Origin of the sequence: Kribbella sp. NPDC050281, from assembly GCF_040655855.1 — a bacterium.
Lineage (GTDB): Bacteria > Actinomycetota > Actinomycetes > Propionibacteriales > Kribbellaceae > Kribbella.
Map to the genome: position 1 here is coordinate 1 of NZ_JBFAKS010000032.1, position 26,884 is coordinate 26,884.

Genomic DNA, 26,884 nt, shown 5'->3' on the forward strand with positions numbered 1-26,884 from the left:
CCTGGCTCAACCACTACAACACTCAACGCCCACACACCGCACTCGGCGGCCGACCACCCATCACCAGACTGCAACCAACCTCATGACCGGGTACAACTAGACCGTCAACTGGCCGAAACGGAGCATGCCGGTGGCAGCGTCCTGCTCCGGTGGGAGGTACACACGCTGGATGGCGACCACGATGGCCTCGGCGATCACGTCGCGGAAGGCCGGGTCGGCCAGGCGAGCGGAGTCGTGCGGGTTGGTCACGTAGCCGATCTCGAGGCGGACCGCGGGCATCTTGGTGCGCCGCAGAAGATCCCAGGTCTTGGCGTGGGTGCGGCAGTTCAGCAGGTCCGTACGGGCGACGATCTCGCGTTGCACGAGGCCGGCGAACTGCTCACCGACGCTCGACGAGGCGCCGTGCAGATCGTTGCCGTAGTAGTACGTCGCCACACCCTGGGCCTCCGGGTTCATCGACCCGTCGGTGTGCAGCGACACGCACAGGTTGGCGTCCGTCTCGTTCGCGAACGCGGCCCGGGCCAACTCGTCCGGACCCTGGTCCCGCCCCCGGGACAGATACGCCCGTACGCCGGTCGCACCCAGGCGACCCTCGATCCGGGAGGCCAGGTCGTACGCGACGTCGGACTCGCGCAGGCCGTAGCCCTCCCAGCCGTAGTCGAAACCGCCGTGACCGGCGTCGATCACCACGGTCTTGCCGGACAGCCGCGGGCCTGCGGCGCGAACGGCCTCGGACGCGCGCAACGCATCCGGCCGGCCGCCCGTCGCCATCGGCTTGATCCGCTGCAAGGCCTTGAAGGTGGACGGGCCACAGGTGCCGTCGCCCGGCAAACCCATGTTGCGCTGGAAGTCGGTCACCGCACGTTGGGTGTCCGGTCCGAAGATCCCGTCGATCCGGGCGACCGCGAACCCGAGCTCCTGCAGTTTCGCCTGAAGGGCCAGTACGTCGTCACCGGTCAGCGGGTGCGAGACGACGTACGTCAGCAGCCGGTCGCCCAGCCGCCAGCGTGCGTCGTCGATCGCCCGGTACGTCTGCGGGCCGACAACCCCGTCGATCATCAAGCCCCGTTGCTGCTGGAAGCCCCGAACGGCATGGGCGGTCGCTTCGTCGTAGACGTCGTGACCGCCCGTGAGCAGTCCTAACCGCTGGAGCTTGCCGATGATCTCGGCGACCGCCTCACCGCTGTCGCCGATCCGGTACACGCCCTGGGGGCCAGACGGTGACACTGTCATCAGAAACTGCTCCTTGCCGTGGCGGACGGGGTCCTACCGAGCTTTCAGGACGTGAAGTCAGCCAGCTCCTTCAGCAGCGCCGCCTTCGGCTTGGCGCCGACGATGGACTTGGCCAGCTCACCGTTCACGTAGACGTTGATGGTAGGGATACCCGTAACACGGTAGTTGCTCGGGGTGACCGGGTTCTCGTCGACGTTCATCTTCAGGAAGGTGAGCTTGTCGCTGTGGTCCTGCGCCAGCTCCTCGAGGATCGGGGAGACCTGGCGGCACGGGCCGCACCACTCGGCCCAGAAGTCCACCAGCACCGGCTTGTCGCTCTTCAGCACGGTCTGGTCGAACTCGGCGTCGGTGACGGCGTTCATCTTCTCGCCCACGGGCGTAACTCCTTCAGTGGTTGTGAGGTTCAGACGGAGACAGGCTCGGTGGCCGCGGCAGCCGCGGCCGTCGCCTCGTGCTCCAAGGTGGCCAGGAAGCGCTCGGCGTCCAGGGCGGCGGCACAGCCCGTGCCGGCGGCGGTGATCGCCTGCCGGTAGGTGTGGTCGACCAGGTCACCGGCGGCGAAGACGCCCGGCAGGTTGGTCTCGGTGCTGCCTTCCCGGACCAGGACGTAGCCGTCCTCGTCCAAGTGCACCTGACCCTTCACCAGCTCCGAGCGTGGGTCGTGCCCGATCGCGATGAACAGGCCGGTCACCGGCAGCTCCCGGGTCTCACCGGTCACGGTGTCCCGCAGCGTGACGCCGGTCAGCTTGTCGTCGCCGTGGATCGCGGCGATCTCGGAGTTCCAGGCGAAGTCGATCTTGTCGTTCGCGAACGCCCGGTCGGCCATGATCTTCGACGCGCGCAGCTCGCCGCGGCGGTGCACCAGCGTGACCTTCTTGCCGAACCGGGTCAGGAAGGTGGCCTCCTCGACCGCGGAGTCGCCACCGCCGACGACGGCGATCTCGTGCTCACGGAAGAAGAATCCGTCACAGGTCGCACACCAGGACACGCCGTGGCCGGACATCCGGTCCTCGTCCGGCAGGCCCAGCTTGCGGTAGCCGGAGCCCATGGCCAGGATGACGGCCTTGGCTCGGTGCTCGGTGCCCGCGGAGTCGGTGACCACCTTGATCTCGCCGGTCAGGTCGACCGAGACGATGTCGTCCGCCACCAGCTCAGCGCCGAAGCGCTCGGCCTGCTGGCGCATCTCGTCCATCAGCGCGGGACCCATGATGCCCTGCGAGAAGCCGGGGTAGTTCTCGACGTCGGTGGTGGTCATCAGTGCGCCACCGGCCGTGACGGAGCCCTCGAACACGAGCGGTTCCAGGCGGGCGCGTGCGGCGTACACGGCGGCCGTGTAACCGGCCGGACCGGAGCCGACGATGATGACGTTGCGAACTCCTGAGTCGCTCATGCAGGCGTTTCCTCGTTGTCGTCGAGACTGGTACGTCGTACTCAACGGATCCTAGAGGCCGACCATTCCCACGGTACCCATCGTCGGGCCGTGGTGCCGCATCGCCGCCTCAGCGATTGCGCAGCGTCACCGTGGTGTCGTAGAAGGGGTCAGCGGCGCCCCCGGAATCGCTACATCCGGTCACCACGAAGACCTGGATGTCCTGGGGCGACCCACCCTGCAGACCGATCACCGTGGCGCGCTTGTCGTCGACCTTGGCGGGCTGCACCAGCCGGAGCTGCGGGTTGGGCCGGCCGGCCGCGAAGTTCTTCGCGCAGGCGAGCTCGTCCGGCGAGCCGTTCAGCAGCGTGCCACCGGAGTTCTCCATCCAACGCTGTGCGTCGGGGCCGACATCCGAGGTGGAGATCGTCGGCGCACCGGTCGGCAGCGCGGTCGTCGGGGTCGTATCGGCCGTGTTCCCGGGCGCGTTGTCCTTGGTGGCGAAGACCACGCCGACACCGATCGCCGCGACGACCACAACGGCCGCCGCGGCACCCAGCAGCTTAGGGAGATGCCGACGCGGCTCCTCGCGGATCTGCGCGAGGGAGTGCACGCCGATCGTCGACGAGCGCAGCATCGACTCCGAGACGATCACGGCGTCGAGGTGCTCGGCGACGTCGGCCGGCATCGGGATGTCCGTCCGGCCCTCGTCGGCCAGGTCCGCGGACAGTTGCAGCAGCGCGTCGAAGGTCTGCTGGCAGTCCGGACAGGCCTTCACATGTTCACGAGCCCGGTGGGCCTCGGGTGCGGGTAGCAGGTTCTCGATCAGGTCGGCGATGGTGTCCGGGTCCAGGTGCTCGAGGTGCTCACTGGTCGGAAGACCGGAATCGGTCATCGGGAACTCGCCTCCTCACGGGAGGTGCCCAGGATCGGGCGCGGTGTGCTCATGGCTGAAGTGCTCCGGTCGAGGCATCGGGCAGCGTAGTCGCCAGAACGAGGCGACTTCGCTTCGACGGTGTACCCGCTCATTCGGTTCCCACCGCCTCGGCAGCAGTTCTCGCGGGTACGTCGGGCGCCTCGGAACCGGCTCGAGTTGTCTGCCAGTGTCTGAGCAGCGGCAGCAGCCGGGCCCGTCCACGGGCACAGCGAGACTTCACCGTGCCGGGTGCGCAGCCCAGGATCGCGGCGGCCTCCTCGATCGAGTAGCCCTCCATGTCGACCAGGACGAGCGCACTGCGCTGGTCGGAGTTGATCTGCTTGAGCGCGTTCAATACGTCGAGCCGGCGTTCGCGGACCTCGGCCGGATCGTCCTCGGCGGGGCCGGCCAACTCGGCGGCGCGGTCCTCGTCCTCCGGCAACGGGTCCGCGGCCCGGACCTGACGGCGACGGATCCGGTCCAGGCAGGCGTTCACCACGATCCGGTGCAGCCAGGTGGTCACCTTGGCCTCGCCGCGGAACGAGTCGGCCCGGCGGAACGCCGAGATGAACGCCTCCTGCAGCGCGTCGGCGGCCTCCTCCGGCTCACCCAGGGTGCGGATCGCGACCGCCCACATCCGGTCCCGGTGCCGCCGCACCAGGTACCCGAACGCGTCCGGGTTGCCCGCGACGTGCAGCCGGAGCAGCTCGTGGTCGTCCAGCTGGTCGTAGCTGACCGGTCCAGCCGGTGCGGCAGGCTGGCCGACGGGTTCAGGCGGCCCGATCCGACTGATCTCGGGTGTCATTTCTGGATTGTGACCTCCGAGATCTCGCCCCGGTACCCGCTGCCGTCCTTCGGGATCTTCGTCAGCCACACCAGAACGTACTGCGTCTGGGTCGGCGCCGACGGAGTCAGGGTCGTCGTCCCCTCGGGCTGGTCCTCCGCGGTGGCGACGGACGTCCAGCCGCTGACCGTGGTGGGCGACTTGGTCGTGTCACCCTTCGGCACCATCAGCTCCAGGCTGGTCTTGTCGCCCTTGAGCGCGACCTGCACCTTCGACACGGCCGTCGGCTCGCCGAGGTCGTAGATGATGCCGACGCCCTCCTTCTGGCCACCGAAGTTCGGCTTGTTCTTGTACGACATCGTGGTCCAGCTCGTGTCCTGCTTGCCGTCGTAGGACTTCCCGACGTCGTCCGGGTGCTCGTTGCCGTTGCCGTCCGGCGGCGGGTCGAAGTCCTTGGCGCTGACGATCGTGGCCGGGCCACCGGTCGCGGACGGCGTCGTACTCGTGGCCGGCGGCTTGCTGGCGCCGCTGTCGGTGCCGTCGTCCTGGTCGTTGTTCATCGCGCCCTTGAGCAGGAACTGCGCCATCGCGACCACGGACAGCAGCGCGAGGATGGCGAGCAGGATCAGGATCCGGCCGCCCCACGAGCCCTTCTGCTTCGGCTTCGGGTCGTCGGCCCGGCGCCGGCCGTTCCCGTTCGACGGCGGTGGTGGCGGTGGCTGCCGCCGCATCGGCCGGGTCTCGGCCGCGGTCGAGTACGCCGAGTGCGTCTCGTGCCCGTTGCTGCTCTGGTACGCCGGCGGCGTCGGGTCGAGGGCCGGCGGCGGCGTCTGCGGCACCACCTGGGTGGCGTCGTCGATACTGCCGTTCTGCCGGGCGACCTGAACGGTCTCGTCCATCTGGTTCGGCGGCTCGTGTGAACTGCCGACGACGCCGGACAGCGCGGCGGACAGGCCGGCGGCGCTGGTGATCGGCGGAGTGTGGTGCCGCGGCGGGTTGCTCAGCAGCCGGTCGCAGATGTCGTCCAGGGAGCGCGGTACGCCGGCTCGCACCTGGCGGGGACTGAGGAGCCGGCCATGCTCGAACGGCGCCGGCTGCATCCCCCAGGCCGGGCCGGGACCGGGCCAACGGCCGGTCAGGGAGGCGTAGAGCAGCTCACCGAGCGCATGAATGTCGTGCTCAGGCGAACCCGGGCCGGTGGACCGCAGCGCCGCCTCGGTGGCGAGTCCGACGACCTTGATCGCGCCCGCGTCGGTGACCACGACGGTCGACGGGCTGATCGAGCCGTGGGACAGACCGGTGCGGTGCAGGTTCTCCAGCGCCTCGGACACCTCGCGCGCGAGCCAGCCGGCCTGTTGACCGGTCAGCGGGCCGGTCGCGAGCATCCGCTCCAGTGGACGGCCGCCCGCCCATTCGCGGACGCAGTAGGTGACGCCGTCCTGCATGTCGCAGTCGAGCACGCGGAGGAAGCGGGGGTCGGCCGCGGCGGCCGCGCGCCGCGCGGCATCGAAGAGCAGGTTGGTCCTGGGGTCGCCGACCGGCAGGATGTCCACGACGACGGCCCGACTGAGTACCTCGTCCACTGCCCGCCACACCCGTGCACCGTCGATCTCCGCGAGTAGCTCGGCGATCCGGTACCGGCCGGCAAGCAGGGCACCAGGACTGACGGTCTGGTTCGACACGGTGTCTCTCGCCCTCCTCGATGCACTGGTCGGCCTGCGTCTGACGCCCCGGATCCGGTCGGCGGGGACCCGGTCACGATCAGCTGGCGGTCAGCCCCATCGTAGTGCCCCCCTGATCCCTCAAGTGGTGCACGAGTGCACAAGCCATCGGGTCAGCGGCGTCCGGGCAGTTTCGATGTGACCATGGACACCACGTCGTTGACTTCGTGGATCCTCAGTACCCTCGCCACCCCGGCGTACACCGGGAGCATCACGACGGCGGCCACCGCGAGTTCGAGGATCGCGCCGAGGGGTCCGGACCACTCGACCGCCATGCCCAGCAGCCAGAGCACCCCGCGCCCGGCCAGCACCGCGAGGACGGCGGCGATCACCATCGCGAGCAGCGGCAGCCCGATCCCGGCACCGTGCACCGCCGGCACCTTGCGGCGGAGGACCGGCCGGGACACCAGTACGGCGATCAGGTACGTCAGCGCGTACGCCCCGCCGAGGACGACACCGCTGAACCGGAGGTTCTCCTGGTCCAGCACCACCCGGACCCCGATCACGGCCGCCGCGATGTTCGTCGCCGCGATCACGCACTGCAGGAAGAACGGCGAGCGGGTGTCCTCGAACGCGTAGAAGGTGCGCAGCTGGAAGTACTGCACGGTGAACGGCACGATGCCGAGCGCCAGCGCCATCAGCGTGTACGACATCAGCGTCAGGTTGTCCTTGCCCGAGCCGTAGCCGGCGATCACCGTGACGATCGGGTACGCGAACGCGACCATCGCGGCCGCCGCCGGTACGACGATCGCCAGCGTCTGCCGGATCGACCGGGCCGACAACCGTTCCACCTCGGTCAGCTCGCCGTCCGCCGCGAGCGCCGACATCTGCGGCAGCGCGGCGGTCGCGAGCGACACAGTCACGATGCCGTGTGGCACCAGGATGATCAGCATCGCCGTGCTGTAGGCGAACAGACCCGCCTTCGCGCCCGGGTCGTCCGACGCGCTACCCGCGATGGCGAGCCGCGTGACCACGGCCAGCGTCACCTGGTTCACCGCGACGAACAGCACGGTCCAGATGCCCAATCGGGCAGTGTGACCCAGACCAGTACCGCGCAGGCCGAACTTCGGCCGATACAGGTGCCCGCTCGCCCTCAGGTACGGCAGCAGCACCAGCAGTTGGACGGCGATGCCCACCGTGTGCCCGAGACCGAGCAGCAGCTCCTCGCTGTGGCTGTACGTGGCTGGAGGGTCGCCGGTGCGGTAGATCATCAGGAAGATCACGATCGACGCGCAGGCGACGATGTTGTTCGCGATCGGCGCCCACATCATCGGGCCGAAGCGACGCCGCGCGTTCAGCACCTGGCCGACCAGGACGAACGCGCCGTAGAAGAAGATCTGCGGCAGGCAGAGCCGGACGAACATCACCATCGACGCCCGCTCGGACGCCCGGGACGGGTCGTCCAGCTCCGACGGCATGTAGATCTGGGCGATCGCCGGCGCCAGCAGGACACAGCCGACCGTCACGACAGCCAGTACGACGAAGCCGAACGTGAGCAGACGGTTGGTGAAGTCCTGACCGCCGTCGTCGTGGTTCTTGATCGCGCGGACCAGCTGCGGGACCAGCACGGTGTTGAACACGCCGCCGGCCAGCAGGATGTAGAGGCTGTTCGGGATCGTGTTCGCGGCGGTGAAGATGTCGGCGCGCAGCGCGGTGCCGACGGCGGCCGCGAGGAGGGCGATCCGGACGAATCCGAGCAGGCGGGACAGCACCGTTCCGGCTGCCATCACCCCCGCGGAGCGCAGGGTGCGGTCAGCCATCCTTCGAACCGACTCCTTCTATCAGCGACGCCTCGGGCACTTCGTCGGGGGCGGGGTCACCGGTCGTCGTGTCGGTCGTCGTGTCGGTGGTGGTGTCGGTGCTGGTCTCGAGGGGAGCCGGGTGCAGCGGATCGGGGGTGGTGGCCTCAGTCAGGGGTTGTGACGGGCTCCGGCGCTCGGTCCGGATCCGGCGGTAGATGCGGACGAACGACGTACCGAACAGCAGGGCGCAGGCTGCGCCGACCAGGACCCAGCCGACGCTGCCGTACTGGCTGGCCTGGATCAGCAGCTCCTCGGAGTCGCCGACCGGACGACCAGACGACGTGATCACCTGCGCGTTGGCGCGGATCAGGCCGTTCTGCTCCGCGCTCGCGTTGATCCGGGGCGTCCACTTCTGGCCCGCGGCCAGGATCCGGCTCTGCTGTGGCTCGATCCGCAGGTCGGTGCGGTTGGCGGGCGTCACGATGATCCCGACCCGGACCGACCACTGCGTGCTGTTCGTGATGGTCAGCGGGAACGTGCCTTTACTCCCGGCCAGGTTGACCTTGATCTCCCGGCGCTCGCCGTTGACCGGGTTGTTGACCAGGTGCACCTTGTTCAGCTGCAGGTTGACCGAGCCCAGCTCGACCGCGGCGAAGTACCGGGACTCGTCCGGGAAGCCGCGCCAGCTGGTCGAGGTGGAGCGCAGCAGCGCCTGCGGCATGACCTGGGGCAGATCGTCCGGGTTCGCCAGCAGGTTCTGCATGGTCGTGATCGCTTCGTCGAGCTGCTTGATGCCGTCGAGCTGTACACCGGTCAGGCCGCCGTTCGACTTCGGTGCCGCGGGTGCCTTGGTGGTCGGCGGCCTCGGCGTGCTCGCGACCGCCTGGGCGACGTCGGTGGCCGTGATCCACGGCAGAGTCAGGCTCCCGGCCAGTGCAGCGGTGGCCTGGCCCTCGACGTCCCAGCCGCGCGGCGGTAGCGCGACCACGGTGGCCGGCTTCTTGTCATTGCCCTCGGCAGCGATCAGCGCGGTCTCGGCGGCGAACCGCTGCCGGACCTGGAGCGGGCTGTCGTCGCTGTCCGCATCCGGACCGCCACTGGTGAGCGCGGAGTCCGCGATGACGGTGCGGACGGTGCGGTTCGGCCCCTCCGGGGTGATGACGTCGTACACCGGGCTCTTGGTCAGCGCCGGACGGTCGTCAGCGGACCAGGACGAGCTGCTGAGCAGGTTCAGGTCCTGGTCGGTGGCACCGGCGAAGCCGCCGGACGCGGCGGCGAGGTAGCGGCTGGCCGCGGCACCGCCCTCGAGCCAGAGCCCATTGGTGAAGGCAGGGGCCAGGTTGTAGCGCTCGGTGGTGGTTCGTGCCTGCGCGACCAGTTTCTTCAACGGTTCGCCCGAGTCGAGCAGGCCGGCCACGTCCGGGTCGCCGTACGGGAGCAGGATCACCTGGTCGCCGCGGATGCGGCTCGCCTCGAACTCCTTGAGCCACGCTGCCGCGGTCGCCTGTCCGGTGCCCTTGGTCGTCTGGCCGCCGGCACCGACGATCTCGTACCCCTTGGCCATCTGGCGGACCTCGTCGATCATCGCGGGATCGACGAGCCAGCTGACCGTGTGCTGCTTGCCCAGGGCGAGCAACCGGCCGAGGGACCCGGTCGGTGACAGCGACTGGGCCAGCGAGTCGTTCGTGAACCTCGACCCGCCGAGCTGGGTCGGCCGGTGCCGCAACGGGATGACGAGCGCGGTCTTCACCTTGCGGGGCAGCGGTTCGGAGCCGATCACCGGCATCAGCGTGCGGGCACGGCCAATGGTGATGCGGTCGCTGTCCGGCGGCTGACCGCGGAACACGACGCCGACGACGTACGCGCCGGTGCGGTCCGAGATCCGCCACTGCTCCCACGGCACGGTAAGGGTGAAGTCCACCGAGGCCTTCGGTGCGAGCGGCTGCTCGAAAGGCTGGAACGCCGTTCCGTCGGTCAGGTTGGCGCAGCTGTCCCGGTCCCGCATCGCGACGTCCTGTTCGGCGGACACGTCGGCGATGTCGGCCGAGCTGGCCAGCCGGGTCCGGTCGATGCAGGCGAGCGCCTGGGGCTCGTCGAACGTCACCGAACTGGTGTTCGTCACCCGGCCCTTGATCACCACGGGGTCGCCGGGTTTCGGTGCCACCGGCGCGAACGAGTCGATGCTGACGTCGACAGTCAGTTCGTCGCCGGGCGCCGCGGCGGTCGGCTGGACGCCGAGGAACGCTGCGCAGGCAACAACCAGCAGGCCCGCACCCGCCGCCGCGGAGAGCCTCAGTCGCCGTCTGAACACGCCGTCACCGTAACCTAGTTCCCCGTGTCACCCTTTGCCGACCAGTCAGCCTCTGCCGGATCGTTGTCCGCCGTCCAGCAGCAAGCGGTCCAGTCCCTGCTGCGGATCGCGCCGGTCGTCGACGAGCTCGGCAGCCGGTTCGCCGCCGCCGGCCACGAAATCGCCCTGGTCGGAGGACCCGTCCGGGACATTCTCCTGGGCCGGGGAAGCAAGGATCTCGACTTCGCCACGTCAGCGCACCCGGACGTGGTCGAGCGGTTGCTGTCCGGCTGGGCGGACCATGTCTGGGACATCGGCAAGGCGTTCGGCACCATCGGTAGTCGTAAGGGCGAGTGGGTTCTGGAGATCACGACCTACAGGTCGGAGTCCTACGATCTCACCTCGCGCAAGCCGCAGGTCGCGTACGGGGACAGCCTCGAGGGCGACCTGGCTCGGCGCGACTTCGCCATGAACGCGATGGCGATACTGCTCCCGTCGCACCGGTTCGTCGACCCGTACGGCGGCATCGAGGACGTCGCGCGCAAGACGATCCGTACGCCGGGCACCCCGGAGGACTCGTTCTCCGACGACCCGCTGCGGATGATGCGGGCGGCCCGGTTCGCCGCGCAGCTCGGGTTCACCCCGGACCCGGCGGTCGTGGCCGCGATGACCGCGATGGCCGAGCGGATCACGATCGTGTCGGCCGAACGGGTCCGCGACGAACTGGTCAAGCTGATCTGCTCCGACCACCCGCGGATCGGCCTCGACCTGCTGGTGTCCACCGGCCTGGCCGACCACGTCCTGCCCGAGCTCCCCGCGCTGCGGCTGGAGGTGGACGAGCACCACCGGCACAAAGATGTGTACGAGCACTCGCTCACCGTCCTCGATCAGGCCATCGACCTAGAATCCCGCCTCACTGTTCCGACGCCCGATTTCGTCGTCCGGTTCGCCGCACTGATCCACGACATCGGCAAGCCGAGGACCCGGCGCTTCGAGGGCGCTGGCAAGGTGACGTTCCATCACCACGACGTGGTCGGCGCGAAGCTTGCCCGGAAACGCATGAAGGCGCTGCGCTTCAGCAACGAGCAGATCGACCAGGTCGGCAAGCTCGTCGAGCTCCACCTGCGCTTCCACGGGTACGGCACCGGCGAGTGGACCGATTCCGCCGTACGGCGTTATGTCCGCGACGCCGGCGACCAGCTCGACCGGCTGCACATCCTCACCCGCGCCGACTGCACCACCCGCAACCGGCGCCGGGCCGAGGCGCTGCGGGCGGCGTACGACGACCTCGAGGCGCGGATCGAGCGGCTCCAGGAGCAGGAGGAGCTCGATGCCCTGCGCCCCGATCTCGACGGCAACCAGATCATGGAGATCCTCGGCATCGAGCCCGGCCGCGAGGTCGGCGAGGCGTACAGGTTCCTGATGGACCTCCGCCTCGACCAGGGCCCGATCGGCCCGGAGCGCGCTCGCGAAGCACTCCTGCAGTGGTGGTCCGAGCGCTCCTGAGCGTTCCGCGCGTGTACTCACGGCGGTACCGTCGGTGGATGGAGTGGCTGTTGGCTGCCCTGGGGGCCGGTGGGTTGGCCCTGGCGGCCCGCTATCTGTGGGTCCGGCGGGGATCGAGGCGCCTCGATCGCGCCGAGCTCGAGCAGATCCGCGTGCTCGCGGACGACGATGTCACACTGCTCGGGGAAGAGCTCCGGCGGCTGGGCGAACGCGTCGCGGGTCGTGATCTGGATGCCGAATCGCGGCAGGACTATCAGCAAGCTCTCGACGCCTACCAATCCGCGCAACGATCGGTGCGGCAGCTGACGTCGGCGGAGGACATCAGCACAATCACCGACACGCTCGCCGGCGCCCGCTACGCGATGGTGTGTGTCCTGGCTCGCGTCGACGGCCGGCCGGTCCCGGAGCGCCGGGTGCCGTGCTTCTTCAATCCGCAGCACGGCCCGTCGACGACGGACGTGGTCTGGACCTGGCCGGGTCGAGGCACTCGCACGGTGCCGGCCTGCGCACAGGATGCGGCCAGGGTGAAGGTGCGCGACGATCCCGAGATTCGCTATGTCCGCTATGGCACGCGGCGGGTTCCGTACTGGGAGGCCGGCACCGCTGTCGCGCCGTACGGCCGCGGCTACTTCACGCACGGCGGGGGCTCCACCTTCATCGCGTTGGCTGCGTTCGAAGGCCAGTCCGGCGCGCCCGGCGGATGGGGAGGCTGGGACGGCGGGATCAGCCACGGCGGGTTCGACGGGGGCCATGGCGGCTTCGACGGGGGAGGCGACGGCGGCGGAGGCGGCGACGGGTGAACGCCTGGAACCTACGAGCCCTGCTGGGGGCACGACGCGCCAGCACCCTCGCACTGATGCGGACCCTCACCGAGGAGGACGTCTCGGAGCTGGGCACGAAGGTCGGCAGGCTGTCGACCCAGGCGATGGACCGTGAGAGCCGACGCAACTACGTCGCCGCCCAGCAGGCGTATGCCACCGCGAGGGGAGCGCTGGCCGAACTACAAGGCAACCAGGCAATACATGCCGCGACGGAGGCCGTGGCGACGGGACAGTACGAGCTGCTCTGTCTCCGTGTCCGGCTTGCCGGAGAGCCCGTTCCCGAGCGCCGGGTGCCGTGCGTCTTCGACACGAGGCACGGCCAGTCCACGACCGATGTGCTGTGGAGCGAATCGGATCACGGTCGGCTCCCGGCCTGCGCCGACGACGCTGCCCGGCTGGAGGCAGGCGACGAACCGCTCGTCCGCGACGTGGAGTACTCCGGACGTCGGATGCCGTACTGGCAGGTGGGCGCCGGGCTCGCGCCGTACGCGACCGGTTACTTCGGCTCCGGTGCGGCGGGCGCCGGTCAGCAAGCGCTCGCGCTGTTCGAGGGTGGACCGACTGCGCGAGTTCACACGGCCGGCTGACGCTCAGATGGGTTGTGGGTGCAGGGCTGCGTAGGCCTTGGTAATCGTGTCGCGCGAGGGCGGATGAGCAACGTACGTCGTGGTGCCTTGCTCGGTCGTGATCGACGCGACCGGGAGGGCCGGGTCGATCGAGTTCGTCAGGTAGGCGGCGTCGTACGACGGGAGGTCCGCGAGGGGGATCGGGGTGGTGGCGAAGTCGGGCAGGCCTTGCTGCAGGAGTTGCTGGCGGATGCCTGGCAGGACCGGCGCGGCCGGGAACACGATCGTGGTGCCGCGGGCGAAGCAGATGTTCCAGATCGAGGCCTCGGAGATCTCGCCGGTGGTGGTGTGGAAGATCGCGTCGTCGTACCCGGCGGCCTCGGCCCGGCGGCCGTAGTACACGAGGTCGAACGTGCCGGTGTGCTTGAGGTGCGGGACGGCACGCTCATGCTCGAACGCGAGCAGGCGTGGCGGCTGTACGCCGGGCTCGATCGGTGGGCTGACGCGGATGAGCAGACCGGGCTCGCCATCGGAGGCGAAGACGTTGACGCGGACAGAGAGGTCGCCGGAGCCGGCGTGGTCGAGTGCGGTCCGGAGGTCGGCGCGGACGCGGTCGGCAGGGACGGGGCGGCCGAAGACCTCGCGGGAACTGCGGTCGAGGCGGTCGAAGTGCAGGTCGAGCCCGTCGACCCGGCCGGCCCGGACCTGCATCGAGGTGAAGTGTCCGTAGCTGGTTGCCCGGAGCAACGCAGCGTCGACGGTGCGCAGCGGTTCGCCGTTGAGCAGGAGAAAGTCGGTCACAGCGACAGTCTGACCTGAGCGGACCACCGGCCTGTCTGGTCTACCCTCGCGCTGTGGACGTCTTGAGCATCATCGGGTGGGGCGGATCCGCGCTGGTCGTCGCGTCCCTGCTGCAGGCGCGGATCCTGCGACTGCGGGTGCTGAACCTGATCGGCTGCGTGATCCTGGTCGGGTTCAACCTGGCGATCGGGGTGTGGCCGATGGTCGGCATGAACGCCGTCCTGGCGGTGATCAACGTGGTGCACCTGTGGCGCCTGCTCCGGCACAGGCACGACGAGGCCGAGTACCAGGTGCTTCAGGTCAACGACACCGACGCGTACCTGGGCCACGTACTGGCGCAGCACGAGAAGGACATCAGCCGGTTCAACCCCGGCTTCACACCGAGCGCCAGCCCGTACGCGTTCCTGGTCCAGCACGGCGACCGCACCGTCGGCGTCGTCCTCGCCCACGACGCCGGCGACGGCCGTGCGCAGATCGACCTCGACTACGTGCTGCCGAAGTACCGCGACTTCACCCCCGGCGAGTTCGTCTACCGCCGCAGCGACGTCTTCACCGACCACGGCTTCCGCCAGGTCCTCGCCCCACCCCGCATGCGCGACTCCACGCCATACCTCAACAAACTCGGCTTCCACCCCGAAGGCGAACACCTCGTCCTGAACCTCTAGAGATCCTTCGCGTAGCAGAGGGAGGCTGGTTCTGTTTCGAAGGGTGGGTACGGCGGGGTGGGGGTGTAGCCGTGGTTCGTGTAGAGGGCGATGGCTTGGGTTTGGTGGGTGCCGGTCTCGAGGCGGAGGCGGGTGAGGCCGGTGGCGCGGGCCTGGGACTCGACCGCTTCGAGGAGGATCCGGGACAGACCCCAGCCGCGTGAGGACGGTTCGACGTACATGCGCTTGATCTCGCCGACGCCGGGGGAGACGGGTTGCAGGCCGACGCAGCCGACCGGAGTGCCGTCGAGGACGAGCAGGGTGAAGGAGATGTCGGCGTGGAGAGCGACGAGCGGCTGGTCCTCGCCGTACATCGCGGCGAGCTCGGCCTGCTGAGCGGTGGTCAGCGCGACCAGTGCGGGGTCGGTGCCGGGGACCGCCCGGACCTCCAGACCCTCGACCTGCTCCGTCGTCATGCATCCGGACGGTAGCAACCTGGCATGACGCTGCTGTTTCCGTTTCCTCTCAGGCGCGACGGACAAGCGTGAGGACTGCCAGGGACAGCTCCACGCTCGACGTGCTCTGATGAGCGGGAGCTGCCGCGAGGCCGGCTAGGCGTCTCGGACGGGTTGGTAGGTGAGGAGGGCGATGCCGCTTCCGATCGTGCGGGTTTCGATGAGGCGCAGGGGCTTCACGAGACTGGTCTCGCCGAAGAGCCGTCCGCCGGCCCCGACCACGATCGGGTAGGTCATCAACCGCAGTTCGTCGACGAGGTCGTGCTCGATCAGCGTGGGCACGAGGCTGCCGCTGCCGTAGACCACGATCTCCCCGTCCACCTGTTGCTTCAGCGCCGCGACCTGCTCCACCACGTCACCCTTCAGGACTGTCGAGTTGCTCCAGTCGGGACCCTCGAGGGGTGAGGACGAGACGACGTACTTCGGCACCGCGGCCAGCCGGTTCGCCCAGACGTCGGTGCGGGTTGTCCAGCCGCGTGCGATGAACCAGTGGTACGTACGTCGCCCCATCAGCAGCGCGTCGGCTCCCAGCGCCTCCGCGATTTCAGCCTTGGCCCACTCTTCGCGGTCGCGGTCGGTGATCCAGGTGAACCAGCTGCCGCGCCCGAGGCCCTCGTCTCCGGTCGCGTCCTCGATGACTCCGTCGACCGAGATGTTCTCGCTGACGACGATCTTTCCCATGTCATGCTCCTTCGTCGATTTGTCGCTACGACTGGTGCAGACGCGGCGCCGGCGAAGAAGGGGGCGCCCCTTTCGGGACTCGGCCGGCGTCTGTAGAGAGTGGAAGGACCAGCGAGGGCGAGAGTGGAGTCGATGAGAGCAGACCTGATCAGCAGGGCGCGGGGCGGGGACGGCGACGCGTTCCGGGCGTTGACCGAACCGCACCGCCGCGAGTTACACGTGCACTGCTACCGGATGCTCGGTTCGTTCCAGGATGCCGAGGACGCCCTTCAGGACACCCTGTTGTCGGCCTGGCGAGGTCTCGGCACGTTCGAGGGCCGCGCCTCGATCCGCACCTGGCTCTACCGGATCGCGACCAACAGATGCCTCAGTGCGCTGCGCTCGGCCAGTCGGCGTCCGGCCAAGGAGTGGGACATCCCCGGTATCGAACCGCCCGAGCCGACCCGGCTCGGCGAAGTCGCCTGGCTCGAGCCGTACCCGGACGAGCTTCTCGAGGATGCGGTCAACCTGCCGCTCGGCCCGGAGGCCCGCTACGAGCAGACCGAGTCCATCTCGCTGGCTTTCGTGACTGCGCTGCAACTGCTGCCGCCACGTCAGCTGGCCGTACTCGTCCTGCGCGACGTCCTCGGATTCCACGCGCGGGAGACGGCCGACATGCTGGACACGACCGTCGACTCGGTCAAGAGCGCCCTCAAGCGGGCGCGCGCCGGCCTGCAACAACGGCGGCCGGACTCTGCCGTCGCAGGGTCGCCTGCCGACGATGCGCTCGTGGCCAAGTTCGTCAGCGCGTACGAAGCAGCCGACATCGCTGCGCTGGTGGACCTGCTGACGGACGACGTGTTCATGTCGATGCCGCCGCTGCCGCTCGAGTACCAGGGCCGGGACGTCGTGGGCCGCTTCTGTTCCGACTTGTTCGGCACGGGACGCAGGTTCGATCTCGTACCGACCCGGGCCAACAGGCAGCCGGCGTTCGGGATCTATCTGCACGCTCCGACCGGCGTCCGCCATGGCACCGGGCTGCTCGTCCTGACTGTTGCCGGTGACCGGATCTGCGCCATGACCCGGTTCGAGAACAGTGTGTTCCCGTCGTTCGGACTGCCCCGATCACTGCCCGGACCGCGGGACTTGGGATAGGGCCGACGTGGTGTGATGAGAGCGTGCAATCGCTGGAGGAGATCGCGGCCGATGTCAGGGCCGGCAAGGTGGATCCTGTTGAGCTGGTCCGGACCGCGCTGATCCGGGCCGAGGAGACGGCTGAGACGAACGCTGTCGTCCACCTCGACGCCGATGGATCCTTACAGCGCGCAGCACGTCACGACCGGACTGGCGCGCTCGCGGGTGTGCCGGTTCTGATGAAGGAGATCGTCGAAGTCGAGGGATGGCCGTACCGTTGCGGGTCGGCGTCGATGGACGAGGTCGGGCAGCAGGACGCTGACGTCGTACGCCGGTTGCGGGCGGCCGGTGCGATCGTCATCGGGCTGAGTCACACGCACGAGTTCGCGTACGGCTGCACGGGTACGTCGAATCGCCTCGGGCCTTGCCGCAATCCGCATGACCCGTCGCGGATGACGGGTGGGTCCAGCGCGGGCGCCGGTGCTGCGGTTGCGGCTGGGGTGGTTCCTTTGGCGATCGGGACGGATACGGCGGGGTCGGTGCGGATCCCCGCGGCGTTGTGCGGAGTGGTCGGCTTCAAACCGGCGTACGGGACGCTGCCGGCCGACCGGGTCTTCCCGTTGTCGCAGAGCCTTGACCACGTCGGCGTACTGACCTCGACTGTTGCCGATGCGGTCTATGCACTATCTGTACTTTCTGACACCGCGTTTGTCGCCGCCCGGCCGACGCGGCTTGGTGTGGTGACCAATCCGGAGTACCTCGAGTTCACTGACGAGGTTGGTGCGGCGTGGGCCGCCGCGCTGGGTCGTCTCTCGGCGGCGGGCGTGGAGTTGGTAGACGTCGAGTTGCCCGATTGGCGAGACAGCTTTACTACTGCCGCTCAGATCCAGGGCCCCGAGGCGGTGGCGAATCATGCTGGACGGTCGATGGCGCAGTACCAAACCGACGTGCAGGAGCGGCTCCACGAGGCGGCTGAGGTCACGCCCTCGGAGTACGACGCTGCCCGGTCCAGAGCGATCGAGATCACGGCCGAGATGGAGCGCGTCCTCGCACGGGTGGACGCCGTACTCACTCCGACCGTTCTCTGCACGGCGCCCCTGATCGCCGACGCCGCCACACCCGAAGGCAGCAAGGCGATCCGGTCCCAGCTACTCAAGAACACCCGCCTCGCCAACCTCACCAAACACCCAGCCATCAGCCTCCCCCTCCCGACCAACGGCCTCCCGGTCGGCCTCCAGCTGATCGCCACCACCAACAACCAAGCCGCCACCACAGCCCGCTGGATCGAATCCCAACTGTCGTAGCAGGGTCAGCGGTAGAGGCGGAGGTCGGCGAGGGTCCACCAGTGGTCGCTGGTGGAGGTTGAGGTCAGGCGGATGTACCTGGCGAGGGTCGGGTGCAGGGTGACGGTCGTCAGCTGGCCGGTTGAGTTGCCGGTGATCGGCTTGGACCAGTGGGTGCCGTCGTTGCTTACGGCAACGTTCCAGGTGGCGGCGAAGTCGCCGAGTTGGCCGCCGCTGTCGAGGGCAAGCTGGCGGAAGACCCGAGGCGAGCCCAGGTCCACCTGCACCGATTGACCCGGAGCCTGTGCCTCCTTGCTCGTCCACACCGTCGAGCCGTCGGCGTCGATCGCCCTACCGGCCTCGGCGCCGTTCACCGATGCAGTCGCCGTCGCGCCCTTGAGTGAGACAGGCTGCGGCACGTCCGCCGACACGCCTCCCCAGGTGAACGTCGCGATCGCGCCACCCGGCAGCTCGTACTCGAAGGACTTGTCACCGACCGCCACCGCGAAGCTCCGGGGGTCGTCGTTCTCGTTGTGTACGACGAGCGCCGTCGTACCGTCCGGGTTGCGGAAGGCCGCGGACATCAGCTGCCCGTTCCACCCGGTCGTCCCGTACGACGTACTGCCGATCCGGACCGCACCCGTCTTCACGAACTTCGACAGGTGGCCGATCGTGTAGTACTCCGCATCGGTCGTGACCGTGCCGTCCGGCTGCAGCGTGACCAGGCCGGTGCAGGTGTCGCAGCCGCCGAGGTGCGGGCCGCCGGTCGAGTCGAGCGCGATGTTCCAGTTGACCACCGACTTCGCCCAGTTGCGGGTGGTGCCGAGCATCAGGTTGCGCGCGTGCCAGGTGAGCGTGCCGCGGAAGATCTGCGGCGGGGTGTCGTCCGGCCCGTGCGATCCGGAGCACTCGCTGAACCAGATCCCCTTCGACGGGAACGCGTTGTGCAGTGCGGTCTGGGCCGAGGCGTCACCGGAGTAGCAGTGGTACGCCGTACCCGCGATCCACCTCGCCGCCGGTGTCTGCAGCAGCTTGTACGGGTAGTCGGTCTCCGGGTCTTCGCCGGGCGGTGTGGACTCGATGTCGCCGGGGTGCGTGGTCCAGTTGTGGTCGTAGCCGAGGATCTTCGTCCGCGGACTCGCCTTGTGGAGCAGCGGTCCGAGCGCCGAGATCACCGCGGCCTCCTGACGGACGGGCATGTCCGTGCCGGGGTACGCGCTGGGCTTGCGGTTCTGCGGCTCGTTCTGCACGGAGATGAAGTCGACCGGTACGCCGGCCTTGGCATACGCCTGGACGAACTTCACCAGGTACCGCGCATAGGCGTCGTACACCGCGGGGTCGTCCTTCAACCGGCCGCCGACGAGCGAGTCGCCGGTCTTCATCCACGCCGGCGGGCTCCACGGGGTCGCCATCACCTTCAGCGTGGGGTTGAGCTGCTTTGCGCGGCGGAGCAGCGGGAGTACCTGTTGCTGGTCGTGCGCGATGCTGAACTGCTTCAGCGCGAGGTCGGTCTGGCCCGCCGGTACGTCGTCGTACGTGTAGTGCTCGGCCTCGGCGGTGAAGTCGGACGACCCGACCGGTTGGCGCAGGAAGCTGACGCCGATGCCCTGCTTCGGGTCGAACAGCTTGCGCATCGTCTGCTCGCGGTCCTGCGGGCTGAGCCGGTACAGCACGTTCGCGGACGAGTCAGTGATCGAGGCGCCGAAGCCATCCATCGTCTGGTACGACGTCCGTGGGTCGACCGTGATCGTGGTCAGATCGCTGGCCCCGCGCTGGAACGCAACCGGGGCCCGCTCATGCAGCAGCTCCACCCGATCCGGAGTCGTCACCCAAACCCGCGCCTGACTGGTCGAGGGCTGGGCCTCGGCGGCGGGAACGGTCAGCGAACTCACGGCCAGCGCCAGCGCAACCCCGAATGCCTGCGTCCTCATCGCACTCCTTACGTCGACCCCGACTCCCACGAGCGGCCCTCAGACAACGCTCGGGTGTGGGGTCTGTCAAGAGTGCGGCGGTTCGGCTTACAGCTTCCGCAACAAATGGAGGGCTTCTATGGCGTGGGTGACCAGTTCTTTGTCGGTTGACTGGCGGTCTTTCTCCGGGAGGCCGGACCATTCGATGGCGAGGTCTTCGGTGTACGCGAGCCAGGCGTGAACCCGGGTGTACTCGCTCGAGGCCGGTGACTCCGCGACCTCGGGGAGGCCCAGGTATGTCAGGACGCGCTTGGTCAGGCCGGCGCGGGTCTCGTCGTACACCTTGACGGCGTAGTCGTCACCGCCGGCGGCGCCCCGGACGAAGGAGATGTACGCCGTGCGCCGGCGGGTGATGAACGCGACGAACTGGATCAGCATCTCGTGCAGTTGCTCGTCGGGCGGGAGGGAGTCGTCCGGCTTGGTGACGCGCAGGAGGCGGCGGCCGGCGGCTGAGATCACGGCGACGTAGTAGTCGCGCTTACTCGGGAAGTAGTGGAACAGCAGGCTGCGGGAGATACCGGCCTGCCCGGCGATCGCGTCGATCGACAGCTCGTGGATCGGCTGGGTGCGCAGCATCATCAGCCCGATCCGGACCAGTTGCTTCTTGCGGTCCTCCGCTGTCAGTCGGTGATCCATGCTATTGAGCATTGCTTAGGCGCTGAGCTACGGTCAAGGCGACCTGAAGGAGTCTTGATGGGATTCGAACCTTCCGCCCGGGCGAGTGAGCTGATCGGCCGGGTAGCGGAGTTCATCCGGACCGAGATCGAGCCGGTCGAGGCGGAGATGCAGGCCGCCACCCGGGCGGCCGCCGATCCGTGGCAGCCGCAGCCTGTCTTCGCGGAGCTGCAGGCGAAGGCCCGCAAGCAGGGACTCTGGAATCTCTTCCTCCCGCCGGCCGAGCCCGGCAACGAGCAATACGGCGAGGGCCTGCCGAACCTGGACTACGCCCCGATCGCCGAGCTCACCGGCCGGTCGTTCATGGCGCCGTACGTGTTCAACTGCAACGCGCCCGACACCGGCAACATGGAAGTGCTGCTCCGGTACGGCGACGCCGAGCAGAAGAAGCAGTGGCTGGAGCCACTGCTCGACGGCGCGATCCGGTCGGCGTTCTGTATGACCGAGCCGGGCGTCGCGTCGGCGGACGCCACCAACATGGCGGCGACCGCGGTCATCGAGGGCGACGAGGTCGTCATCAACGGCCGCAAGTGGTGGAGCACCGGCGTCGGTCACCCGGACTGCCAGCTCCTGATCTTCATGGGCCTCACGGACCCGGACGCCCCTCGGTACGCGCGGCACACGATGGTGCTGGTCCCGCGGGACACCCCTGGTGTGAAGGTCGAGCGCCTGCTCCCGACGATGCACCGGTACGACGAGCCGCACGGCCACGGCGAAGTGTCGTTCACCGATGTCCGCGTGCCGGCGTCGAACATCCTGGTCGGGCCCGGACGGGCGTTCGAGATCGCGCAGGGGCGGCTGGGTCCGGGCCGCGTTCACCACTGCATGCGCTTGATCGGCCTGGCGGAGATGGCGCTCGAGCTCGCGCTGGAGCGCGGCACCACCCGGACCGCGTTCGGCAAGCCGATCGTCAACCTGGGCGGCAACCGCGAGCGGATCGCCGACGCCCGGATCGCGATCAACCAGGCCCGGTTGCTCGTGCTGCAGACGGCGTACCTGCTGGACACCGAAGGGCTGGCGGGTGCGCTGAGCGAGGTGAGCCAGATCAAGGTCGCGGTGCCGCGGATGGCGCAGGACGTGATCGACATGGCGATCCAGTTGCACGGTGGCGGCGGGCTGTCGGACGACTTCCCGCTCGCGGCCGCGTGGACGAGTGCGCGGGCGTTGCGGCTGGCGGACGGCCCCGACGAGGTGCACCGTGGAGTCATCGCCAGGCTCGAACTGGCGTCGTACCTGCCCCGGGAGGTCAAGTGAGCCGCGTCCTCGTCACCGGCGGCGCCAGCGGGCTCGGCGCCGCGCTGGTCGCCCGGTTCGTTGCCGACGGCCACCAGGTGCTGTGTACGGACGTCGCCGACGACGGGCCCAAGGACTATCTGCGGCTGAACGTCCGCAGCTCCGAGGACTGGGCCGCGGCGGTCGAGTGGTGCGAGCAGAACTGGGGCGGCCTGGACATCCTGGTGAACAACGCCGGGATCGCCACCGGCGGCCGGATCGACGTCGAGACGCTGGACGAGTGGGACCGGGTCGTCGACATCAACCTGATGGGTGTCGTCCGCGGCTGTCGTGCGTTCACGCCGGTCTTCAAGCGGCAGCGCTCCGGTCACATCGTCAACACCGCGTCCGCGGCCGGTCTGGTTCACCCACCGATGATGAGCTCGTACAACACGGTCAAGGCCGGTGTCGTCGCGCTCTCGGAGACGCTGTCGCACGAGCTGCATCCGTACGGCGTCAACGTCTCCGTCGTCTGCCCGTCGTTCTTCCGGACGAATCTCGGCGACTCGATCCAGGGCGAGGACACCGCCATGGGCGCGACGGCGCGGCAGCTGATCGAGAAGTCTCCGCGTACGGCGGACGACATCGCGGCCGGGGTGATCACGGGGATCAAGAAGAAGCAGTTCCTGATCATCCCGGACCGGCCGGCGCTGATGGCGTGGCGGACCAAGCGGTTCGCCCGGCCGCTGTACAACCGGCAGATGCGCAAGATCGCCGCCCGGGCCCGCGAGCGCGCCGAGGCCGCCGCCCGTGGGTGATGGCGCGCGGGCGGTCCGCGAGGAAGACGCCTTCGACGTACCGGCGGTGGACCGCTGGCTCCGGCAGCAGACCGAGTTGCCGACCGGGCTGCCGGAGGTCAAGCAGTTCTCCGGCGGTGCGTCCAACCTGACCTATCTCTTGCAGTACGACGGCCACGACCTGATCCTGCGCCGCCCGCCGGCCGGGACCAAGGCGAAGGGCGCGCACGACATGGGCCGCGAGTACCGGATCCAGTCCGGTCTCAAACCGGTCTTCCCGTACGTCCCGACCATGGTTGCCCACTGCAACGACGACGCGGTGATCGGTTCCGAGTTCTATGTGATGGAGCGAATCGTGGGCACGATCCCGCGGACGTCCGCGCTCGGCGTCGACCTGACCGCCGACCAGACCCGGCAGCTCGGCTACACGCTGATCGACACCCTGGTGGAGCTGCACGCCGTCGATGCCGGGGCCGCCGGCCTGGCCGACCTCGGCCGAGGCGCGGGGTACGTCGAACGCCAGGTCAAGGGCTGGTCGGATCGGTACCGCAAGGCCAAGACCTGGAACGTGCCGAGCTACGAGCGCGTCATGGCCTGGCTGGCCGAGAACCAACCGGCCGACGTCCGTACCTGCGTCATCCACAACGACTTCCGCCTCGACAACGTGGTGCTGGCGCCGGACGACCCGCTCCGGGTGGTCGGCGTTCTCGACTGGGAGCTCGCGACCCTCGGTGACCCGTTGATGGATCTCGGCAGCGCGATGGCGTACTGGGTCCAGGCGGACGACGACTGGGCGTTCCGCCGGTTCCGCCTGCAGCCTTCCGACGTACCCGGCATGCTGACGCGGGACGAGATCGTCGCGTACTACGCCGAGCGGTCCGGACTGAAATCGGAGAACTGGGCCTTCTACGAGGTGTTCGGGTTGTTCCGGCTGGCCGTGATCGCGCAGCAGATCTACTACCGCTACCACCACAAGCAGACCCACAACCCGCGGTTCAAGACCATGTGGCGGCCGGTCAACCTGCTCGAGTGGCGCTGCCGCCGGATCATGCGGCGAGCCTGATGGCCGTCATCTACCTCGTCCGGCACGCCCAGGCGTCCTTCCGCCGGACCGACTACGACCAGCTCTCGCCCCAGGGCGAGCAACAGGCGATCGTGCTCGGCAAGGCTCTGCTCGCTCGCGGGGTGACCGCGGATCTCGTGCTGCGTGGTTCGATGCGGCGCCACGCCCAGACCGCGGCGCTCGCGCTCGCCGAAGCGACCGCGGAAGAGGACAAGGGCTTCGACGAGTTCGATCACACCGAGCTGATCGTGGCGCACAAGCCCGCCTACAAGCGACGTGCGGTGATGCTGGCCGACCTCACCCGGACAGGCCACCCCGAACGTGCCTTCCAGCAGATGTTCACCGCCGCAACCCAGCGCTGGGTCGAAGGCGGTGACGGCTACACCGAGACGTTCCGCGCCTTCTGTGACCGGTCCGAAGCCGCAGTACGACGTACCGCCGAGCGACTGGGCAAGGGCGAGACTGCTGTGGTCTTCACGTCGGGCGGTCCGATCGCGGCCGTGGTGAGCCGGCTGCTGTCCGGTAGCGATGAGCTGTGGTCACGGCTCAACCCGATCACGATCAACACCGCGATTACCAAGGTCGTGTCCGGCCGGAGCGGACTGACTGTGGTGAGCTACAACGAGCACGGGCATCTCGACGGCAGCGAGTTGCTCTCCTACAGATAGGGCTCCCGATGAGACGCAACATCTTGATCACCGGCGCCAGTGCCGGGCTGGGGGAGGAGATGGCCCGGCAGTTCGCCGCCAAAGGCCACAACCTCGCGCTCACCGCGCGGCGCGAGGACCGGCTGGAGGCGCTCCGGGCCGAGCTGACCGAGCGGCATCCCGGGCTGACCGTGGTGATCCACAAGCTCGATGTCACCGATCACGAGCAGGTCTTCGAGGTGTTCCGGAAGGCAGATGCCGAGCTCGGCGGACTCGACCGGGTCATCGTGAACGCGGGCCTCGGAAAGGGCGCACCGCTGGGCACCGGGCGGTTCGACGCGAACCTGCAGACCGCGGAGACCAACTTCGTCGGCGCACTCGCCCAGGCCGAGGCGGCGATGGAGCTGTTCCGGGCACGGAACGCCGGGCACCTCGTGTTCATCTCGTCCGTCTCGGCGGTGCGCGGGCTGCCGAAGACAGTCACGACGTACGCCGCGACGAAGGCCGGTGTCGCCGCGCTGGCCGAAGGGCTCCGGTTGGAGCTGCTCCGCAAGCCGATCAAGGTCAGCACGATCTTCCCCGGGTACATCCGCTCGGAGATGAACGAGCATGTCGCGAACACCCCGCTGATCGTCGACACTGTTCCCGGCGTCCGTGCGATCGTCGCGGCGATCGAGGCCGAGAAGGCGACGGCGTACGTGCCGCCGTGGCCGTGGAGCCCGCTCGCCCGGGTGATGCGGTACGCACCACTGCCGTTGCTGAAGAGGATGATCTGACTGATGCGTTGGGGTCTGACCGTTCCGTTGACCGGGGTGCCGCTGCGCGACCATCGGCCGCTGGTCGCCGAGCTGGCGTCGCTGGGCTATACCGATCTGTGGTCGGCCGAGGTGGCCGGCGCGGACGCGTTCACCCCGCTCGTGCTGGCGTCCGAGTGGGATGACCGGTTGCGGCTGGGGACTGCCGTCGTACCTGTGCACACGCGGGGGCCTGCTGCGTTGGCGATGAGCGCGGCCGCGCTCGCGGAGCTGGCGCCGGGGCGGTTCGTGCTCGGGATCGGGGCGTCGTCGGAGACCATCGTGACCGGCTGGAACGGGATCGCGTACGACCCGCCGCTGGCCCGGACCCGCGACGTACTGCGGTTCCTGCGGCAGGCGTTCGCCGGGGAGCGGGTGGACGGGGAGTTCGACAGCTTCACCATCCAGCGGTTCCGCCTGGAGAAGGCGCCGGACGTGCCGCCGGCGATCATGCTCGCGGCGCTGCGTCCGCAGATGCTGAAGTTGGCCGCGCGGGAGGCGGACGGCGCGATCACCAACTGGTTGTCGGCCGACGACGTACGCCAGGTGCGGGCCGAGCTGGGCCCGGACAAGGAACTGGCCGCGCGGATCTTCGTCTGCGTCACCGAGGACGCGGAGATGGCGCGCAACATCGGCCGCTTCCTGATCGCGACCTACCTGACCGTGCCGGGGTACGCCGCCTTCCACGACTGGCTCGGCCGGGGCGCCGCGATGAAGGAGATGCGCGAGGCCTGGGCCACGGGCGACCGGAACGCCGCGATGGCCGCCGTACCGGTCGAGGTCCTGGACGACCTGATCGTCCACGGCACCCCGGACGAGTGCCGCGAGCACATCGCCCGGTACGTCGCCAACGGCCTGGACACCCCGATCATCGCAACCTTGCCGACTGGCACCGACCTCCTCGACACCGCCCGCGCCCTCGCGCCGCTCAGCCTGGGGTGACCGAGAAGGCGCGGACGCAGGTCGGCTCCGGCGCAAGCTGCTGGATCACGACGATGCCCGACACCGTCGCGCCTTTGGTGATGCCCGACAGTTGGACGACGAACGTGATCCGCTGACCGATCGGGGTCGTCGCTGTGGTGAGCCTGGTCGGCGGCTTCAGGTACTGCTGCATGAGGAAGGGGATCACCTGCTTCGCGCTCCGACAGGCCAACGCGGCCTGACGACGAGGACGCCGCCCGTGATCAGGACCCCGACCAGGAGCGCCACGAGCAGGGTGATGATCAGACCGGCTCGGTTCTTGCGCGGTGGTTGTCCGTAGTTGGGCGCGGCCGGTCCGCCCGGTGGGTAGCTCACCTGCTCAGTTTGGCAGTCGGGAGGTCAGCTCAGCCGATGGTCGGCGAGCCAGGTGGTGGCGCGGCGGTTGGAGGCCTGGGCGAGCCAGGCGTCTTGGACGATCTCGGTCAGTTCCTGCTTGGTGAGCTCGCCGATCCGGCTCGCCCGGACGAGGACCGAGGGGTGGCCGTCGAAGTGCGGGGTGGTGAAGAACGGGTTCGACTCGTCCGCCACCAGCGCGAGCTTGTCGTCCTGGGACTCCACCCAGAACACGATCACGTCGTCGTACCGCTCGCCTGTGTCCGGGTCGAACGCATCCGGTCGCGCCGTCCGGAAGAACACGAACGACTTCCCGCCGACCTGGTACACCGGGCGTTCGCTGTCGGTGTCCTTCTTCCAGACGGTGACGTGCGGCATCCCCAAGGCAACCTCATGCACATCCGCCACTCGCGCTTTCCGGCCCGCC

The 26,884-nt window shown here is 68.9% G+C and carries 29 protein-coding genes; 13 read left to right on the forward strand and 16 right to left on the reverse strand.

Features of this window, described 5'->3' with window-relative positions:
- The coding region (locus AB0I34_RS29725) for an integrase core domain-containing protein (protein WP_360447391.1) at positions 1-86 on the forward strand (86 nt) is incomplete at its 5' end.
- Between the two features lie 10 nt (positions 87-96).
- Here AB0I34_RS29725 and AB0I34_RS29730 read toward each other — a convergent pair.
- The 8 genes from AB0I34_RS29730 to AB0I34_RS29765 form a co-directional block, all read right to left on the reverse strand.
- On the reverse strand, positions 97-1,233 hold the full coding sequence (locus AB0I34_RS29730) for an N-acetylmuramoyl-L-alanine amidase (protein ID WP_360451462.1): 1,137 nt from the start codon (positions 1,231-1,233) through the stop codon (positions 97-99).
- Between the two features lie 44 nt (positions 1,234-1,277).
- The gene (trxA, locus tag AB0I34_RS29735) at positions 1,278-1,595 is read right to left on the reverse strand and encodes a thioredoxin (protein ID WP_202867696.1); all 318 of its coding nucleotides are present in this window, start codon (positions 1,593-1,595) and stop codon (positions 1,278-1,280) included.
- A gap of 41 nt (positions 1,596-1,636) precedes the next feature.
- The gene (gene trxB, locus AB0I34_RS29740; RefSeq protein WP_360451465.1) at positions 1,637-2,623 is read right to left on the reverse strand and encodes a thioredoxin-disulfide reductase; all 987 of its coding nucleotides are present in this window, start codon (positions 2,621-2,623) and stop codon (positions 1,637-1,639) included.
- 109 nt (positions 2,624-2,732) lie between these two features.
- Positions 2,733-3,497, reverse strand: a complete 765-nt coding sequence (locus tag AB0I34_RS29745) for a zf-HC2 domain-containing protein (protein ID WP_360451468.1) — start codon at positions 3,495-3,497, stop codon at positions 2,733-2,735.
- A gap of 130 nt (positions 3,498-3,627) precedes the next feature.
- Positions 3,628-4,323, reverse strand: a complete 696-nt coding sequence (gene sigM, locus AB0I34_RS29750; RefSeq protein ID WP_360451471.1) for an RNA polymerase sigma factor SigM — start codon at positions 4,321-4,323, stop codon at positions 3,628-3,630.
- On the reverse strand, positions 4,320-5,984 hold the full coding sequence (locus AB0I34_RS29755; RefSeq protein ID WP_360451475.1) for a protein kinase family protein: 1,665 nt from the start codon (positions 5,982-5,984) through the stop codon (positions 4,320-4,322). Before AB0I34_RS29755 ends, sigM begins: the two co-directional genes overlap by 4 nt.
- Before the next feature lie 152 nt (positions 5,985-6,136).
- On the reverse strand, positions 6,137-7,783 hold the full coding sequence (gene murJ / locus AB0I34_RS29760; RefSeq protein ID WP_360451478.1) for a murein biosynthesis integral membrane protein MurJ: 1,647 nt from the start codon (positions 7,781-7,783) through the stop codon (positions 6,137-6,139).
- Positions 7,776-10,076, reverse strand: a complete 2,301-nt coding sequence (locus tag AB0I34_RS29765) for a hypothetical protein (RefSeq protein WP_360451481.1) — start codon at positions 10,074-10,076, stop codon at positions 7,776-7,778. Before AB0I34_RS29765 ends, murJ begins: the two co-directional genes overlap by 8 nt.
- A 63-nt stretch (positions 10,077-10,139) precedes the next feature.
- Here AB0I34_RS29765 and AB0I34_RS29770 point away from each other — a divergent pair, with 63 nt between their 5' ends.
- The 3 genes from AB0I34_RS29770 to AB0I34_RS29780 are packed head-to-tail and all read left to right on the forward strand — an operon-like array spanning position 10,140 to position 12,969.
- The gene (locus AB0I34_RS29770; RefSeq protein WP_360451681.1) at positions 10,140-11,561 is read left to right on the forward strand and encodes a CCA tRNA nucleotidyltransferase; all 1,422 of its coding nucleotides are present in this window, start codon (positions 10,140-10,142) and stop codon (positions 11,559-11,561) included.
- Positions 11,562-11,599: 38 nt separating this feature from the next.
- The gene (locus tag AB0I34_RS29775; RefSeq protein ID WP_360451484.1) at positions 11,600-12,361 is read left to right on the forward strand and encodes a hypothetical protein; all 762 of its coding nucleotides are present in this window, start codon (positions 11,600-11,602) and stop codon (positions 12,359-12,361) included.
- A gap of 56 nt (positions 12,362-12,417) precedes the next feature.
- On the forward strand, positions 12,418-12,969 hold the full coding sequence (locus tag AB0I34_RS29780; RefSeq protein WP_360451487.1) for a hypothetical protein: 552 nt from the start codon (positions 12,418-12,420) through the stop codon (positions 12,967-12,969).
- A 3-nt stretch (positions 12,970-12,972) separates the two neighbouring features.
- Here AB0I34_RS29780 and AB0I34_RS29785 read toward each other — a convergent pair whose 3' ends face one another.
- On the reverse strand, positions 12,973-13,749 hold the full coding sequence (locus tag AB0I34_RS29785; protein ID WP_360451490.1) for an aminotransferase class IV: 777 nt from the start codon (positions 13,747-13,749) through the stop codon (positions 12,973-12,975).
- Between the two features lie 53 nt (positions 13,750-13,802).
- Here AB0I34_RS29785 and AB0I34_RS29790 point away from each other — a divergent pair, with 53 nt between their 5' ends.
- Complete coding sequence (locus AB0I34_RS29790) at positions 13,803-14,414, forward strand: hypothetical protein (RefSeq protein ID WP_360451493.1); 612 nt, start codon at positions 13,803-13,805, stop codon at positions 14,412-14,414.
- Here AB0I34_RS29790 and AB0I34_RS29795 read toward each other — a convergent pair.
- Both AB0I34_RS29795 and AB0I34_RS29800 read right to left on the reverse strand, forming a co-directional pair.
- Entirely contained in the window at positions 14,411-14,869 is a 459-nt protein-coding gene (locus tag AB0I34_RS29795; protein ID WP_360451495.1) for a GNAT family N-acetyltransferase, read from the reverse strand. The genes AB0I34_RS29790 and AB0I34_RS29795 overlap by 4 nt on opposite strands.
- Before the next feature lie 135 nt (positions 14,870-15,004).
- Entirely contained in the window at positions 15,005-15,589 is a 585-nt protein-coding gene (locus AB0I34_RS29800) for a dihydrofolate reductase family protein (RefSeq protein WP_360451497.1), read from the reverse strand.
- Between the two features lie 132 nt (positions 15,590-15,721).
- Between AB0I34_RS29800 and AB0I34_RS29805 the strand changes: the two genes are divergently transcribed.
- The gene (locus AB0I34_RS29805; RefSeq protein ID WP_360451499.1) at positions 15,722-16,723 is read left to right on the forward strand and encodes a sigma-70 family RNA polymerase sigma factor; all 1,002 of its coding nucleotides are present in this window, start codon (positions 15,722-15,724) and stop codon (positions 16,721-16,723) included.
- Between the two features lie 23 nt (positions 16,724-16,746).
- On the forward strand, positions 16,747-18,006 hold the full coding sequence (locus tag AB0I34_RS29810; protein WP_360451501.1) for an amidase: 1,260 nt from the start codon (positions 16,747-16,749) through the stop codon (positions 18,004-18,006).
- Between the two features lie 5 nt (positions 18,007-18,011).
- Here AB0I34_RS29810 and AB0I34_RS29815 read toward each other — a convergent pair whose 3' ends face one another.
- Positions 18,012-19,916, reverse strand: coding sequence for a discoidin domain-containing protein (locus AB0I34_RS29815; protein ID WP_360451503.1), 1,905 nt, complete (start codon positions 19,914-19,916; stop codon positions 18,012-18,014).
- 87 nt (positions 19,917-20,003) lie between these two features.
- Positions 20,004-20,591: a TetR/AcrR family transcriptional regulator gene (locus tag AB0I34_RS29820; protein WP_360451505.1), complete on the reverse strand. Its 588-nt coding sequence runs from the start codon at positions 20,589-20,591 to the stop codon at positions 20,004-20,006.
- A gap of 57 nt (positions 20,592-20,648) precedes the next feature.
- On the opposite strand from AB0I34_RS29820, the gene AB0I34_RS29825 reads away from it, so the two are divergent.
- The 6 genes from AB0I34_RS29825 to AB0I34_RS29850 are packed head-to-tail and all read left to right on the forward strand — an operon-like array spanning position 20,649 to position 26,085.
- Positions 20,649-21,884, forward strand: coding sequence for an acyl-CoA dehydrogenase family protein (locus AB0I34_RS29825; protein ID WP_360451507.1), 1,236 nt, complete (start codon positions 20,649-20,651; stop codon positions 21,882-21,884).
- Positions 21,881-22,660, forward strand: a complete 780-nt coding sequence (locus AB0I34_RS29830) for an SDR family NAD(P)-dependent oxidoreductase (RefSeq protein ID WP_360451509.1) — start codon at positions 21,881-21,883, stop codon at positions 22,658-22,660. The genes AB0I34_RS29825 and AB0I34_RS29830 overlap by 4 nt, the downstream gene beginning before the upstream one ends.
- Entirely contained in the window at positions 22,653-23,702 is a 1,050-nt protein-coding gene (locus AB0I34_RS29835; protein WP_360451511.1) for a phosphotransferase family protein, read from the forward strand. Before AB0I34_RS29830 ends, AB0I34_RS29835 begins: the two co-directional genes overlap by 8 nt.
- Positions 23,669-24,370, forward strand: coding sequence for a histidine phosphatase family protein (locus tag AB0I34_RS29840; RefSeq protein ID WP_360451513.1), 702 nt, complete (start codon positions 23,669-23,671; stop codon positions 24,368-24,370). Before AB0I34_RS29835 ends, AB0I34_RS29840 begins: the two co-directional genes overlap by 34 nt.
- Before the next feature lie 8 nt (positions 24,371-24,378).
- Positions 24,379-25,125, forward strand: coding sequence for an SDR family oxidoreductase (locus AB0I34_RS29845; protein WP_360451515.1), 747 nt, complete (start codon positions 24,379-24,381; stop codon positions 25,123-25,125).
- Positions 25,126-25,128: 3 nt separating this feature from the next.
- Positions 25,129-26,085: an LLM class F420-dependent oxidoreductase gene (locus tag AB0I34_RS29850; RefSeq protein WP_360451517.1), complete on the forward strand. Its 957-nt coding sequence runs from the start codon at positions 25,129-25,131 to the stop codon at positions 26,083-26,085.
- On the opposite strand, the gene AB0I34_RS29855 is transcribed toward AB0I34_RS29850, so the two are convergent.
- From AB0I34_RS29855 to AB0I34_RS29865, 3 genes are read right to left on the reverse strand one after another with little or no spacing between them, the layout of a single operon-like run.
- Positions 26,072-26,272, reverse strand: coding sequence for a hypothetical protein (locus AB0I34_RS29855; protein ID WP_360451519.1), 201 nt, complete (start codon positions 26,270-26,272; stop codon positions 26,072-26,074). The two genes, AB0I34_RS29850 and AB0I34_RS29855, sit on opposite strands and share 14 nt — an antisense overlap.
- Positions 26,269-26,439 (reverse strand): hypothetical protein, encoded by a 171-nt coding sequence (locus tag AB0I34_RS29860; RefSeq protein ID WP_360451521.1) that lies wholly within the window; start codon positions 26,437-26,439, stop codon positions 26,269-26,271. Before AB0I34_RS29860 ends, AB0I34_RS29855 begins: the two co-directional genes overlap by 4 nt.
- Before the next feature lie 24 nt (positions 26,440-26,463).
- A complete protein-coding gene (locus AB0I34_RS29865; RefSeq protein WP_360451523.1) occupies positions 26,464-26,835 on the reverse strand; it encodes an MmcQ/YjbR family DNA-binding protein in 372 nt (123 codons plus the stop codon).
- Positions 26,836-26,884 lie beyond the last annotated feature (49 nt).

Coding starts and splice junctions, on each gene's coding strand:
- AB0I34_RS29780 (WP_360451487.1), top strand. CDS start 12,418: ATGCGGACCCTCACCGAGGAGGACGTCTCGGAGCTGGGCACGAAGGTC.
- AB0I34_RS29850 (WP_360451517.1), top strand. CDS start 25,129: ATGCGTTGGGGTCTGACCGTTCCGTTGACCGGGGTGCCGCTGCGCGAC.
- murJ (WP_360451478.1), bottom strand. CDS start 7,783: ATGGCTGACCGCACCCTGCGCTCCGCGGGGGTGATGGCAGCCGGAACG.
- trxB (WP_360451465.1), bottom strand. CDS start 2,623: ATGAGCGACTCAGGAGTTCGCAACGTCATCATCGTCGGCTCCGGTCCG.
- AB0I34_RS29815 (WP_360451503.1), bottom strand. CDS start 19,916: ATGAGGACGCAGGCATTCGGGGTTGCGCTGGCGCTGGCCGTGAGTTCG.
- sigM (WP_360451471.1), bottom strand. CDS start 4,323: ATGACACCCGAGATCAGTCGGATCGGGCCGCCTGAACCCGTCGGCCAG.
- AB0I34_RS29805 (WP_360451499.1), top strand. CDS start 15,722: ATGAGAGCAGACCTGATCAGCAGGGCGCGGGGCGGGGACGGCGACGCG.
- AB0I34_RS29795 (WP_360451495.1), bottom strand. CDS start 14,869: ATGACGACGGAGCAGGTCGAGGGTCTGGAGGTCCGGGCGGTCCCCGGC.
- AB0I34_RS29820 (WP_360451505.1), bottom strand. CDS start 20,591: ATGGATCACCGACTGACAGCGGAGGACCGCAAGAAGCAACTGGTCCGG.
- AB0I34_RS29825 (WP_360451507.1), top strand. CDS start 20,649: ATGGGATTCGAACCTTCCGCCCGGGCGAGTGAGCTGATCGGCCGGGTA.
- AB0I34_RS29730 (WP_360451462.1), bottom strand. CDS start 1,233: ATGACAGTGTCACCGTCTGGCCCCCAGGGCGTGTACCGGATCGGCGAC.
- AB0I34_RS29745 (WP_360451468.1), bottom strand. CDS start 3,497: ATGACCGATTCCGGTCTTCCGACCAGTGAGCACCTCGAGCACCTGGAC.
- AB0I34_RS29800 (WP_360451497.1), bottom strand. CDS start 15,589: ATGGGAAAGATCGTCGTCAGCGAGAACATCTCGGTCGACGGAGTCATC.
- trxA (WP_202867696.1), bottom strand. CDS start 1,595: ATGAACGCCGTCACCGACGCCGAGTTCGACCAGACCGTGCTGAAGAGC.
- AB0I34_RS29775 (WP_360451484.1), top strand. CDS start 11,600: ATGGAGTGGCTGTTGGCTGCCCTGGGGGCCGGTGGGTTGGCCCTGGCG.
- AB0I34_RS29845 (WP_360451515.1), top strand. CDS start 24,379: ATGAGACGCAACATCTTGATCACCGGCGCCAGTGCCGGGCTGGGGGAG.
- AB0I34_RS29865 (WP_360451523.1), bottom strand. CDS start 26,835: ATGCCGCACGTCACCGTCTGGAAGAAGGACACCGACAGCGAACGCCCG.